Below are 13,040 nucleotides of genomic sequence, written 5' to 3' on the forward strand. Positions count from 1 at the left end.
GTGTCCCATCGACGCTTCGAAGCTCCATCCACGACCTGGAAAAGCGCTGAACATACAAGAGGAGCCTGTCGCGGGTCGAGGACAGGCCAGGCAAGGCTGTCGGTGATGGCCCGGTCCGCCCGTCCCCCAGGGCGCGCTCATGGACGCCCCTCGGGGCGACGGCTCCAAGCTAGAGACGCGCGCTCAGCGCCTCGACCGCTCGCATCGCCTCAGCGGTCTGATTGCGACGCGCATCCTCGAGCATTTGGCGTCCAGGATCGATGTCCTGGGGCGGAGGACATGCCGCCAGGATATCCTCGAAGTGCGCCGCCAGTTCGTCGCGAAACTCAGAATGCGAAAGGATGTAGCCACGGTTTTCGATGATCCCTTGGACGACGGCCTCGCCGACCTCGCGCGGATCCATACCGGACTCCTTGGGCGGTGCGACAGGGCCGCCCTCGGGCGCGGCCGAGATTGTGGGGCCAAAGCGCGCCTGCCGATTTTCCGCCGAGGCCAGCATGCGGCTACGGGTCAGGCCCGGATAGAGCACTGAAACGCCAATGCCTCTCGGCGCCAGCGTCAGGCGCAGGGAGTCGCTCATGCCGCGGACGGCATACTTAGAAGCGGCGTAGATGTAGTTATTGGCTGTCGGCAAGAGGCCGGCCATCGAAGAGGTCGTGACGACGTGCCCTTCGCCCCGTCGCAGCATCGCGGGCAAAAAGGCCATCAGGCCGTTGATCGCCCCGCCGAGATTGACCGACAGCACCCAGTCCCAATCCTCGAACCTGACGCTGTCGATGGAAGGGTTGACCCCCACGCCGGCGTTGTTGACGAGAATGTCGCAGCGTCCAAACGCGTCGAACGTTCGCTCGGCGGCCCTTGCCATGGCTTCACGGTCAATGACGTCGACGGCGATGGCCGCGACGTCGCCCCGACCACCAAATCGGGCAAGGGCCTCGTCGAGATGATCTTGCCGCAGGTCGGCGATCATGACCTTGGCGCCGTGGTCGAGCAGCGCCTCGGCGATCCCCAGTCCAATGCCGCTCGCCCCGCCCGTCACGAAAGCGACTTTGCCGGCTATAGTCCGCATCGATCACATCTTTCCCAAGTCACGTACATTGCCGCCGCGGGGCGGCCAACGCTCCTGCGCGGCCGCCTGCGGCCAATGATCAGGCGGCCAACTCGGCGAGCGGCTGACCATCCAGGCTGTTTTGGCAAGGCCAGCTCTTGACCTCCGGCAGGCACTTTTCGGCGAACAGGCGCATGTTCCGCTCGGCTTCTTCGTGCGGCATGCCGCCGAAGTGGAAGTGGGGGAAGAAGCCCTGCAGTTTGCATTGCTTGTTAATGTTGTCGAGAATTTCGAGGATCTCTGTCGGATTTCCCGCAGGCATCACCGTGCCCATCTTGTCGGCCATCTCGTCGATCTTGTCGGGCGCGATGCGCATGCTCTTGTAGAATTCATTGCCCTTGGTCGTTCCATAGTCATCGTCGGCCATGCCGTAGTTTTTGACTGCGGCCCGGAAGTTGACGCGGTGATACTGGCTCGACAATTCCTTGGCGCGCTCACTGCTCTCATCGACGAAGATAGTGCCGGAAAGCAGCGGGGCGGGCGGCGTACGGGATTCGCCGTGGGTTTGAGCCCACACATTGTTATAGGTCTCGAAATCGACGCCGAGATTGGGGCGCGGCTCGGGGTTGATGATCAGCACGCCGATGCCCAGTTCCGCGACTGTGCGAACCGATTCCGGTGACCCGGCCGAACCGAAAATACGCCCCTCGAAGCTTCTGTACGGGCGCGGGCGAAGTTCCCGACGCGGCTGTTTGGTGATTTCGCCGCCTTCGATAACGCCCGTCTCGAGCGCCTGGATGATCAGTTCCGAATATTCGCGGTAGAGCTGGCGCGTCTGGTTGATGTCAACGCGCATGCCTTCGTATTCCATCTTTCCCAGGCCGCGTCCCAGTCCGAGGAGGAGGCGGCCCTCGGTGATGTTGTCGAGCCACAGGGCCTGTTCGGCCACGCGCACCGGATCATTCCACGGCAGCACCACGACCTGCGTTCCCAGCTTCACGCGCTTGGTCTTGCCGGCCAGGTAGGCCAGCGACTGAAGCGGAGAGGGGGAGATCGAATAGTTGGAGAAATGATGCTCGGTGACCCAGATCGACTCGAAGCCGAGCGCCTCGGACTGAATCGCCAAATCAAGGTCCCGCTTGAGGAACTGCGTGTCGTTCCGGTCGGGCCCGCTCTGATGCTGGAAGCCGGTGGCGTAGCCTACATGCATTTTTCTGCTCCTGGATTTCCTCGCGACCGGTCTGCGCTCGTCGCTGAAAAATGCATATATTCGCGCATGGTGACAATCAACGCATTTTTATCCGCTGGCGAGCGCCGGCATGACGGCGCTGAGCCGCGCCAGTCCCTGAACACGCGCTTTCTGCGCCCGCGCCGCGTCCTGGGCGTTGTTATTACGGAGCGCTTCCAGCAGCGGGCGGCTGAGCGTCAGGAATCGACGGTTCATCACGTCCAGAAGGGCGGGATCTCTCGGGATCCTAGCCGACGGATAACCGCGCAGGCTCTTGGTGAAGAGTTGCAGCAAAGGATTGGCGATGACCGAGGCGATCGCTTCTTCGGCGTCAAACACGTGTGGCAGACTGGCGACGGCGTCCTGTCGTTCCAGGCTGTCTTCCAGCTTCGCGAGCGTTTGGCTGACCCGCTCGCAATCTTCCGCCGAGGCCCGGCTGGCGGCCATGGCGATGACCCCTACGCTCAGGCGCTCGAAGACCTGCATGACGATGTGGGCCTGCACGCCGCCGCTGGCGAAAAAGCAGGATACGAGCCGTGCGAGGGTTCCTTCCCGCGGCGCCTGGCTCACGAGGCCATGGCCCCGCCCGCAAAAGGTTTCGGCCGCGCCAGCGCTTTCGAGAATTCGGACGGCCTGGCGAAAAGCATCTCGATCCGCGCCGTAGCGGAAGCAAAGGTCTTCTTCCGATCCGAGGCGACGCCCTCGCGCCCATTCCTCGGCCGTGCATTCGAGCAGCATGCGCTCGGCGATCTGCCCCGCTCGCGAATGGCGCAGGTGCTCGGGTGTCAGCAGCACCGACGAGCGCACCGAGCCGCCGTCCGAGACGGCTTGCCGCACCGCACGAACGACGTCTTCGAAAAACGCGAACACCGCCGCGAAGCGGGAGGTCCCTTCAGGCCCGGGCAGGTGAAGCGCATCCAAGTCCAAGCGGACACGGTCGAGCGCCGCCTCAGTCTCGTCGAGCTGGACCGGCGTCACGCCGAAGAAGAGGCCAAAGCCAACGAGAAATGCCGCTGTATGGCGAGAATCGAGCGCGAGAACCTGTAATCCGCCCCGCGGCCCTCGGACCATGCGCGCCGTGCCACGGACCGCTAGGATCCGGACGGCCTCGCGGATCACCGCGCGTCCGGCGCCGAACCGCTCGGCCAGGGCCTGTTCAGAGCCACACACGGCTCCATACGGCCATCCGCTGACGATCAGGCTCTCTTCGATGCGCCTGGCGATCCGGCAGGCGCCTTTTTCCGCGCCGCCCCGTCGTTCGCCAATGACGTCGGTCAGGAGGCTGTCATCGCTTGCGGCAAGTATCGGCGTACTTGCGCGCGAGACAGGCTCCGTCGGTCGCGAAACAGCAGGCATTTCTCTCCCCTTTTTTTATAAAAATGCATAGATAATCCTACTGTGACAATATGTGCCGTTTTAGGGCGGTGCGTCCGGTCGCCGCAGGCTGGAGGGCGGATAGCTTAGAAGTCGCACCGCCGGTGAGGCCGGGCTTCTCGCCTCTCGCATGCGCCGTTGATGGGCAAGGTGGTCCCCAAGGAAGGCCATGCCGGGCGGGACTTGAGCCTATTGTCCCACTCGTTTGTCTTGGAAGCCTAGCTTAGTGCCTTATGAGCGGACCGATCCGCTTACCGGAAATCCAGCAGCGCGGATAAATTTGAGACATGCGCACAGACGCGTTCGGGCCCGAGGCGATTCCCGCCGAGGTCGCCGCTTTCAACACCCTCATGGCCAAGCGGATCGGAGATCTCCCTAGCATTTGGGACATCGGCGTCGCGCAAGCCCGTAGCGGCGCCTTCATGCCAGCGCCGCCGCCGTCGCCGAGAGCCTATGACGTGCCCGTGAACGACACGGTCTCATTGCACGTGGTGCCCTGCGCCGAGCCCAAGGGGGTGTTGCTGCACATCCATGGCGGCGGCTTCATACTGGGCGCCGCGGCCCATCAGGACGCCATGCTGGAACGGATCGCCGATCAGACGGCTCTGACTTGCGTCAGCGTCGAATATCGCCTGGCGCCCGAAAACCCCTATCCGGCGGCATGGGATGACTGCGAGACCGCTGCGCTGTGGTTGGTTGAGCATGCCAAGTCCCGGTTCGGGGTCGAGACCCTGATGATCGCCGGAGAATCCGCAGGGGCGCTGCTGGCGGTGGCCACCTTGTTGCGGCTGCGACCGCGAGGCGCGCTGAAGCGCTTTGCTGGCGCGGCTCTGAGCTTTGGGGTCTATGACTCCTCCATGACGCCGAGCCAAGTCCTGGCGCGGACGGGCGTTCTAAAGGCCCAGGATATCGCCAAAATCGCCGACGCCTATGCGCCGCGGCAGGATCAACGCCGCGATCCTGAGCTCTCGCCGTTGTATGCGGACCTGCAAGACCTACCGCCGGCGCTGTTCACCGTTGGAACGCTGGACGCCATGCTCGACGATTCGATGTTTATGTACGGCCGCTGGCTCGCTGCGGGTAACAACGCCGAGCTCGCCCTCTATCCGGGCGCGGATCACGCCTTTATCGAAACGCCGCACCCGTCGGCTTCCGTGGCCAACGCCCGGATCGACGACTTCCTTCGACAGTGCCTGCAAAGCCCATGAGCGCTCAAGCCAACGCGCAAGGGGCCCCTGTTGGCTGTTCGGATGCAAGGCCTTCCTGCGCCGTGTCACCAACGACGCCTCCACCCCCGAATATCCCGGTGTCCTCGGAAACCGGAGCGGATCAGCAGGGCGGGGCGGGGCGTCCGGTGAGGATCATCGTAGGCGTCGTGGCAAGGGGGCTGCAGCTTGGGCGCCAACTAGGCTTTCCCACCGCCAACATCCCTCTGGCCGAAGAGCGCCCCGTCGGCACGGGCGTTTATGTCGTCCGTAGCCGCTTGGCCGACGGTCGAGCCTTCTTCGGGGTTGCGAGTGTGGGCTGCAACCCGACTATTCCCAAAACGGCGCCCGTTCTTGAGGTCTGGCTCTTCGACTTCGACGAAGACATCTACGATCAGACGCTGTCGACCGAACTCTTGGCCTATCTCCGTCCGGAGGAGCAGTTCGCTTCGGTGGCCGCGCTGATCGACCAGGTCTTCGCCGATGCTGAAGAAGCGCGCCGCTATTGCAAGGATCATGGCCTGAGGCTGACCTGACGTCCGCGGCTTCCTGACCCCTTTAGTCTTTCTTGGCGTGAGGGTTCGTACGTCCTGGCCGTTTTCGCCGCCTTGGCGGAAAGGCCCATCGCAAGCGCGCAGCGTAAGTCGCACGTCGCGATGTGTCGCGGCTTGGGTGGCTAGGCGGCGTCGTCGCGCTGACCGCGCTATCGGCTCCCCGATTTTCCCCCTTAACGGATCAAGCCCCTCGCGGGCGGCCAGATCATCCGTCCTCCTCCGCGATTTGAAAACGCGGATCAATTTTCGGCCGTCCCAAAACCTCAGACCGCGAGAGACAGAAGAGCCCGCAAAGTTAGTTGACGACAGAATTCTCATATAATAGCAATTTTGTCGTCACCGCCTATGGAGAGAACCAACGGCGGCTTCGGCTTGGGAGGCCAGAATGCTGGACGTCGCCGCCATCAGGACTGAGATTGAACCACCCAGCGGGAGGCTTCTGGCCGGGGCGGCCTGGGGTGGCGCGCTGTTCGACGGCGCATGGCGCGCCGGCGCGGGGGAAATCAGCGTCATCGAAAAGGCCACCGGCGCGACCCTGGGGAGCGTCGGTCTGGCCGATCCGGCCTTGACGCGCGAGGTGATCGATAAAGCCCAGGCTGCTCAGCGCGCCTGGGCCGGGGTTCCCGCCGAGGCGCGAGCGGCGCTGATCCGCAAGGCCGCCGGCCTTCTAGAGGCCAATGCCGACGAAATTCTTGAGTGGATCGTGCGCGAGAGCGGCGGCCTGCGCCCAAAGGCCGAGTTCGAACTGCACAGCGCCGTGGCTGAGCTTCATCACGCCGCCGCCCAGCTCATCCAGCCCCATGGCCACATCCTGGCTTCGCCCGATCCGAGCCGAACCAGCCTGGCCCAGCGCCTGCCACTCGGCGTCGTCGGGGTCATCACCCCTTGGAACTTCCCGCTGCTGCTGGCCATGCGCTCGGCGGCGCCGGCCCTAGCCCTGGGCAACGCCGTCGTTCTCAAGCCTGATCCGCAAACGCCGATTTGCGGCGGTGTGGTCCTGGCCCGGATCTTTGAGGAGGCGGGCCTTCCCGCCGGCGTCTTTGGCCTCGTCAACGGCGGCGCCGACGTCGGCGAAGCCCTGATCGAACACCCGGCCGTGAGGATGATCACCTTCACCGGCTCCACCGCCGTCGGGCGGCGCGTCGGCGAGCTGGCCGGCCGCCACCTCAAGAAGGTCGCCTTGGAACTGGGCGGCAACAACGCCTTCATCGTGCTCGATGACGCCGATCTCGCCGCCGCGGCTTCGGCCGGCGCCTGGGGGTCTTTCCTTCACCAGGGACAGATCTGCATGGCCACGGGGCGCCACATTGTCCATCGCAAGATCGCGCAAGCCTATACCGAGGCGCTCGCGCAGAAGGCCGCCCATCTGCCGGTCGGCGATCCGTTCCGCCAGCAGGTCGCGCTGGGGCCGATCATCAACGAGCGCCAGCTGGCCAACGTCCACGCCATCGTCAGCCAGTCGGTGGAGCAGGGCGCACAGCTGGCAGCCGGCGGGACCTACGAGGGCTTGTTCTATCGCCCGACCGTATTGGCCGGGGTGACCGCCGACATGCCCGCTTTCAGCCGGGAGATCTTCGGGCCGGTAGCGCCGGTGATCATCGCCGAGGACGACGACCACGCCGTCGCGCTGGCCAACCAGACCGAATATGGACTTTCGGGCGCCATCCAGACCGGCCGCCTCGATCGCGGCTTGAGCCTCGCCAGGCAGATCCACGCCGGCATGGTGCACGTCAACGACCAGACGGTCGGCGACATGCCGCAAATCCCGATGGGGGGCATGGGGAGCTCTGGCAACGGCAATCGCTTTGGCAGCATCACAGCCTGGGAAGAGTTCACCGAGTGGCAGTGGCTGACCTTCAGCTCGACCCCCGCCCGCTATCCGTTTTGAGGCTGGCCATGACCGCACGTTTCCCCAATACCCGCGAGTTCACGGGCGCGCTGTATAGGCCCTCCCGTTTCGAGGGCGAGGTCTTCGATCTGGAGGTTGATGGCCAGCTGCCGACCGATATCGATGGGACGTTCTTTTCGGTCGCGCCCGACGCGGCCTTTCCGCCGATGCGCGAGGACGACATCTTCTTCAACGGCGACGGGGCGGTCTCGGCCTTCCGTTTCGGCGGCGGGCATGTCGATTTCCAGCGCCGCTATGTCCGCACCCAGCGCCTGGAAGCACAGCGTGCGGCGCGTCGATCGCTCCACGGCGTCTATCGCAATCCTTCAACCAACGATCCCAGCGTCCTGGGTCTCAACAACAGCACCGCTAACACCAACGTCCTTGAGCACGCTGGCGTTCTGCTGGCGATGAAGGAGGATAGCCTTCCTTACGCGCTCGACCCTTTGACGCTGGAAACCAAGGGATTATGGAATTTCGGCGGCCAGCTGACCGACGCGCCGTTCACCGCCCATCCCAAGATCGACCCGCTGACGGGGGACATGATCGCCTTCGGCTATGAAGCCCGCGGCGACGGCTCGCGCGACATCGTCTACTACGAGTTCGACGAGCACGGGGCCAAGACCCGCGAGATCTGGGTGCAGGCGCCGGTGTCGGCCATGGTCCACGACTTCGCCGTCACCGAGCGGTTCGTCGTCTTCCCGATCATTCCGCTGAGCGTCGATGTCGAGCGCCTGCGCCAGGGCGGTCGCCATTTCCAGTGGCAGCCGGACCTGCCGCAGTACTTCGGCGTCATGCGCCGCGATGGCGATGGCGGCGACCTGCACTGGTTCACCGCCCCCAACGGCTTCCAAGGTCACACCCTCAACGCCTTCGACGACGGTGAGAAGGTCTATGCGGACATGACCTCGACCAACGGCAACGTCTTCTACTTCTTCCCGCCCGCAGATGGCTTCGTGCCGTCGCCCGAGACCCTGGTCTCGCAGCTCGTGCGCTGGACGTTTGACCTTTCGGTCAAGGGCGGTCGCTTGGATATGTCGCCGCTGACGCCGTTCCCGGCCGAATTCCCCCGCATCGACGATCGCGTTGCGCTGCGCCCCCACCGTCATGGCTGGATGATGGCCATGGATCCGACCAAGCCCTATGCGGAAGACCGCGTCGGGCCGCGTCCGTTCCAGTTCTTCAATCAGCTGGCCCACCTCAACATCGCCACGGGCAAGATCCAAACCTGGTTCGCCGACGAGGCCTCCTGCTTCCAGGAGCCGGTGTTCGTGCCACGCACCGGCTCGAGCCGCGAAGGCGACGGCTATCTGCTGAGCCTGGTCAATCGCCTGGACGAGCGGACCACCGACATGGTCGTCCTCGACGCCTTGCGGCTGGGCGAGGGTCCCGTCGCCACCGTCAAGTTGCCTCTGCGCATGCGCATGGCGCTGCACGGCAACTGGAGCCGGGCGGTTTCACCGTCCTCCATCAAGGCTGTCTGACATGCCCGATTCCGTGTTCGCCGCCATTCGCGCCAGCCTGCACCATCTGGCCCTGGCCTCGCCCGATCCAGCCGGTCTGGCCGACTTCTACGGCCGCGCGCTGGGCCTGCGGGTCGAGGCGGCCGCGCCCGGCCTTATCGGGCGGGCCAAGGGGCGGACGCTGATCTTCCAGCCCGGCGCGCCCAAGACGCTCGCCTTCGCCGCCTACGCCGTGGAGGACCTCTCCGACCTTGCGGCCCTGCGCGAGCGGGCCGCGACAGCGAAGGTTGCGCTGGAGGCCTCGCCATCCCCGCTCTTCGGGCCCGAAGCGGTCTGCCTGCGCGATCCCGACGGCAATTGTTTCGTTTTCGGCCTGCCGGCCGCCCACGAGGCCGCGGCGGTCCATGACGGGGCCGCGGCGCGGGAGGCCCGGCTCCAGCACGTGGTCTTCGCCAGCCGCGATGCTCAGCGCCTGGCGGACTTCTACCAAGCGGTGCTGGGATTTGCGTTGTCGGACGTGGTTGTCGACGAGGCCGGTGGCGTGCGGACCTCGTTCCTGCGCTGCAGCGCCGAGCACCATAGCCTGGCGGTGTTCCAGGCCGCCGAGAACCGTCTGGATCACCATTGCTACGAAGCCGGTGAATGGGGGCTGATCCGCGACTGGGGCGACCACATGGCCGGCCATCACATCCCGCTGGTCTGGGGCCCCGGCCGGCACGGCCCCGGCGACAACCTCTTCATGTTCGTCCACGACACCGACGGCAACTGGGTGGAGATTTCGGCCGAACTCGAAATCGTTGAGCCCGATCGCGCCGTCGGGTCCTGGCCGCACGAAGAACGCACCCTCAACAGCTGGGGCCAGGGCCTGCTGCGAAGCTGACCCGCCGCCTGCATCAACATTCTGGAGATTTGACATGAAGATCGCGAGCTTCAGGGCCGCGGGCGCGGCCTCGTGGGGTTTCGTCGACGGCGACCATGTGATCGACGTCGGCGCGGTGCTCGGCGAGCAATATCCCGACCTGGAGGCCCTGATCGCGGCCGAAGCCCTGGATGTCGCCAAGGCCGCCATCGCCGAGGCTCCGCGCGTGCTCCTGGCCGAGGTCGTCTTGACGCCCGTGGTGTCGCGCCCGGGCAAGATCTTCTGCATCGGCCACAACTATGAAAGCCATCGTCAGGAGACCGGTCGCGCCAAGGTAAGCTATCCGTCGGTCTTCTTGCGGTTTGCCGACACCCTGACGGCGCACGGCGCGGCGCTGCTGCGCCCGAGGGAGTCGACCAGCCTCGACTACGAGGGCGAGCTGGCGGTTATCATCGGCAGGGGAGGTCGGCGCATCTCCGAGGACGAAGCCATGGCCCACGTGGCGGGCTTGGCCCCGTCCAACGACGCCTCCATCCGCGATTGGCAGTGGCACACCCAGCAGTTCACCCCGGGCAAGAATTTTCCGCAGACCTGCGCGCTAGGCCCCTGGATGGTGACGCCCGACGAGATTGAGGACCTGGGCGCGGTGACAGTCACCACCCGCCTCAACGGCCAGGTCATGCAGAGCCAGCCGGTGTCGGACATGCTCTTTCCGATCCCGCGCATCATTGCCTACATCTCGACCTTCACGACGCTGTCCCCTGGCGACGTGATCCTCACGGGCACGCCGGGTGGCGTGGGCGCCAAGCGCGAACCGCCGGTATGGATGAAGCCCGGCGACATTGTCGAGATCGACATCCCGGGTGTGGGTCTGCTGGTCAACACTGTCGCGGATGAGACCTGAGTGATGGCGGCCAAGACCAGATCGCGCACCGGCGTCGGCAAGGGCGGGCTCGACCATGTTCCGATCATCGTCGTCGGCGCCGGGCCCACCGGCCTGACCCTGGCCAATCTGCTGGGCGTCTATGGCGCAAAGACCCTGGTTGTCGAGCGAAACGCCGGCACCGTCTCCGAGCCGCGCGCCGTCTCGATCGACGATGAGTCGCTGCGCACGATGCAGGCGGCGGGGTTGATCGACATCGTCCTGCCGACCGTGGTCGCCGGCTATGGTTCGGAATATCGCACGCCGAGCGGACAGCCCTTTCTCAAGGTGCACCCGACCGGACAACCCTACGGCTATCCGCGCCGCAACGCCTTTCGACAGCCCACCCTCGAGGCGCAGCTGCGCAAGGGGCTGGAGCGTTTCGCTCATGTCGAACTGCGCTTCCGCACCACATTCGTCGACTTCGAACAGGATGAAGACGGCGTGGTCGTCACGCTAGAGACGGCGGCCGGGGAGAAGGTCCAGGTCGCCTGCGACTATCTCGTTGGCGCCGACGGATCCTGGAGCGCGGTGCGCACCAAGCTTGGCTTGACGTTGGAGGGCGAGACCTTCGCCGAGAAGTGGCTGATCGTCGATCTGGAGCGCTCGCCCTGCGCCAGCCGCGAAACCCAGGTGTTCTGCGACGTACGCCGTCCCTGCATTGCTCTGCCCGGCCCAGAACTCACCCGTCGCTACGAGTTCAAGCTCCTGCCAGGCGAGACCAGCGAGCAGGTTCTGGACGATGCGGTCGTCGCCAAGCTCCTGAAGGACCATGGCGCCGACGCCGGCAGCGTGATCAAGCGCAAGACCGTCTACACCTTCCACGCGCGCCTGGCGCCGCGATGGTGGCAAGGCCGGGCGTTTCTGGCGGGCGACGCCTGCCACCTGACGCCTCCTTTCGCCGGCCAGGGTATGAACAGCGGTCTGCGCGACGCGCATAACTTGGCTTGGAAGCTGGCTTGGGTCCTGGCTCGGCGCGCGCCGCCCAGCTTGCTGGAAACCTACGAGCAGGAACGGCGCGACCACGTCTGGGCGATGATCCAGCTGGCCCTGCGGATGGGCCGGATCATGGGGCCCAAGACGTACTGGCATGGCCTGGCGACCCAGACCGCGTTCCGGGCCCTCAGCCTGTGGCCCGCGGCGCGCGACTACTTCGCCGAGATGAAATATAAGCCCAAGCCCAGGTTCGACGCCGGCTTCATCCTCGCCGACGGCCAATCGGAGCGTAAGACCGTGGTCGGACGGCTCCTGCCCCAGCCCAAGGCCAGGGACGGAAAGGGTGGTGAGGACCTCCTGGACGCCTGGCTGGGCGACGGCTTCGCCCTGATCGGCGTGGAGGTGGAGCCACAGGTTCTGGCCAGGATCGCCGCTAGCCCAGCCATCGCTCGACTGGCGCCGAGGATCGTGCGTTTGGGCGGCGCGGTCGACGCGTCCGGCGCAAGCAACGTCACCGCTCTGGCCCTGTCGTCCGGGGACGCAACGGCGCTGGTGGGCCAGGCGGGGCGGGTGCTGCTCGTCCGTCCTGATCGCTATGTCGCCGGCGCCTTCCTGCCCGAGGAGACAGCCGCCTTCGCCGCGCGTCTGAATGAGCTGCTCGGAACCGTGCCAACGGTTCAGGCCGCGCCCGGGGCTTCTGCCTTGGTCAGGGTGTTCTGAGCGACGGGCGGCGTGGCGTGGGCGGCTAGCGCCTGGGTGACCGTGCGGCCTGCTTGCCGGACCGTTTCAACCCAGGTGCGCTCAGTGGCGGCGTCGATCTGCGCGCGCACCAACACGACGCCAATACTGCCCAGGATGTCGCCGTCTGGCGCGAATATCGGCGCCGACACGCCCAGCAACCCTTGATCCAGCTCACCGCAGGTGACGCAGACCTCGGCCTTGCGGATCTCGCGCATCTTGGCCTTAAAGGTTTCCCAGTCGGCGCCGAGCCCCGCGGCGGCGGCGGCCTCGATGTCATCCTCGAAATAGCGCTTGAGGGTTCGAGCGGTGATGTGCGCGGTGATCGATTTCGAGGCCGCGCCCCGAAACAGCGGCATCGGCCGGCCCCGCTCATAACTGATCTCCAGCGGCCGGCCAGGCGGGCGGCCCTGATCCACGCAGATCACCGTGCGGCGGTAGATCCGGCAGAGCAGGCTGACGCCCGTCGTCTCCAGAGGCTCGACCAGGGCGCTTAGCGTCGGTTGGGCAGCCAGGATCAACGGGTCAAGATGGCGCGTCTGTCGGTCGAGTTCGATGATCGCCGGCCCGATCACATAGCGGCCGGCCGTGAAGTTCACGATCAGGCCCGCATCCACCAGACTCCGGAAATAGCGGTAGGCGGTGCTTGTGGGCACTTCCAGCCGACGGGCGGCGTCCTCGACCGTCCATTCGGGCTCGGCCATCGTAAAGAGCTGCAAAACGGACAGGACGCGATCGGCGGTCGTCAAAGGGCGAGCTCCTCCTTTTCTGGTCCTCTAGCACACCCGGCTTTGCGGTCCGAACAGACGGCTGCAGAATTTAAGG

Annotated in this window: 11 protein-coding genes; 7 read left to right on the forward strand and 4 right to left on the reverse strand. The window is 65.5% G+C overall.

What is annotated here, in order from left to right; translation table 11 throughout:
- Nucleotides 1–169: 169 nt before the first annotated feature.
- The 3 genes from CSEG_RS08720 to CSEG_RS08730 form a co-directional block, all read right to left on the reverse strand.
- Nucleotides 170–1,039: an SDR family oxidoreductase gene (locus tag CSEG_RS08720; protein ID WP_244264928.1), complete on the reverse strand. Its 870-nt coding sequence runs from the start codon at nucleotides 1,037–1,039 to the stop codon at nucleotides 170–172.
- A gap of 109 nt (nucleotides 1,040–1,148) precedes the next feature.
- Nucleotides 1,149–2,258 carry an LLM class flavin-dependent oxidoreductase gene (locus CSEG_RS08725; RefSeq protein ID WP_013078872.1) on the reverse strand — a complete coding sequence of 370 codons (1,110 nt, stop codon included), beginning with the start codon at nucleotides 2,256–2,258 and terminating at the stop codon, nucleotides 1,149–1,151.
- Between the two features lie 87 nt (nucleotides 2,259–2,345).
- Nucleotides 2,346–3,632: an FCD domain-containing protein gene (locus CSEG_RS08730; RefSeq protein WP_013078873.1), complete on the reverse strand. Its 1,287-nt coding sequence runs from the start codon at nucleotides 3,630–3,632 to the stop codon at nucleotides 2,346–2,348.
- Between the two features lie 305 nt (nucleotides 3,633–3,937).
- Here CSEG_RS08730 and CSEG_RS08735 point away from each other — a divergent pair, with 305 nt between their 5' ends.
- The 7 genes from CSEG_RS08735 to CSEG_RS08765 all read left to right on the forward strand — a co-directional run bounded on the left by CSEG_RS08735 (nucleotide 3,938) and on the right by CSEG_RS08765 (nucleotide 12,197).
- Nucleotides 3,938–4,858: an alpha/beta hydrolase gene (locus CSEG_RS08735; protein ID WP_013078874.1), complete on the forward strand. Its 921-nt coding sequence runs from the start codon at nucleotides 3,938–3,940 to the stop codon at nucleotides 4,856–4,858.
- A 98-nt stretch (nucleotides 4,859–4,956) separates the two neighbouring features.
- The gene (locus CSEG_RS21980) at nucleotides 4,957–5,391 is read left to right on the forward strand and encodes a riboflavin kinase (RefSeq protein WP_227878898.1); all 435 of its coding nucleotides are present in this window, start codon (nucleotides 4,957–4,959) and stop codon (nucleotides 5,389–5,391) included.
- 403 nt (nucleotides 5,392–5,794) lie between these two features.
- The gene (locus tag CSEG_RS08745; RefSeq protein WP_013078875.1) at nucleotides 5,795–7,297 is read left to right on the forward strand and encodes an aldehyde dehydrogenase family protein; all 1,503 of its coding nucleotides are present in this window, start codon (nucleotides 5,795–5,797) and stop codon (nucleotides 7,295–7,297) included.
- An 8-nt stretch (nucleotides 7,298–7,305) separates the two neighbouring features.
- Nucleotides 7,306–8,781, forward strand: coding sequence for a carotenoid oxygenase family protein (locus tag CSEG_RS08750; RefSeq protein WP_013078876.1), 1,476 nt, complete (start codon nucleotides 7,306–7,308; stop codon nucleotides 8,779–8,781).
- A 1-nt stretch (nucleotide 8,782) separates the two neighbouring features.
- Nucleotides 8,783–9,640: a VOC family protein gene (locus CSEG_RS08755; RefSeq protein ID WP_013078877.1), complete on the forward strand. Its 858-nt coding sequence runs from the start codon at nucleotides 8,783–8,785 to the stop codon at nucleotides 9,638–9,640.
- A gap of 34 nt (nucleotides 9,641–9,674) precedes the next feature.
- Nucleotides 9,675–10,523, forward strand: coding sequence for a fumarylacetoacetate hydrolase family protein (locus CSEG_RS08760; protein ID WP_013078878.1), 849 nt, complete (start codon nucleotides 9,675–9,677; stop codon nucleotides 10,521–10,523).
- A gap of 3 nt (nucleotides 10,524–10,526) precedes the next feature.
- Nucleotides 10,527–12,197 (forward strand): bifunctional 3-(3-hydroxy-phenyl)propionate/3-hydroxycinnamic acid hydroxylase, encoded by a 1,671-nt coding sequence (locus CSEG_RS08765; protein WP_013078879.1) that lies wholly within the window; start codon nucleotides 10,527–10,529, stop codon nucleotides 12,195–12,197.
- Here CSEG_RS08765 and CSEG_RS08770 read toward each other — a convergent pair.
- On the reverse strand, nucleotides 12,155–12,964 hold the full coding sequence (locus tag CSEG_RS08770; protein ID WP_013078880.1) for an IclR family transcriptional regulator: 810 nt from the start codon (nucleotides 12,962–12,964) through the stop codon (nucleotides 12,155–12,157). The two genes, CSEG_RS08765 and CSEG_RS08770, sit on opposite strands and share 43 nt — an antisense overlap.
- Nucleotides 12,965–13,040 lie beyond the last annotated feature (76 nt).

It is taken from the genome of Caulobacter segnis ATCC 21756, from assembly GCF_000092285.1.
Lineage (GTDB): Bacteria > Pseudomonadota > Alphaproteobacteria > Caulobacterales > Caulobacteraceae > Caulobacter > Caulobacter segnis.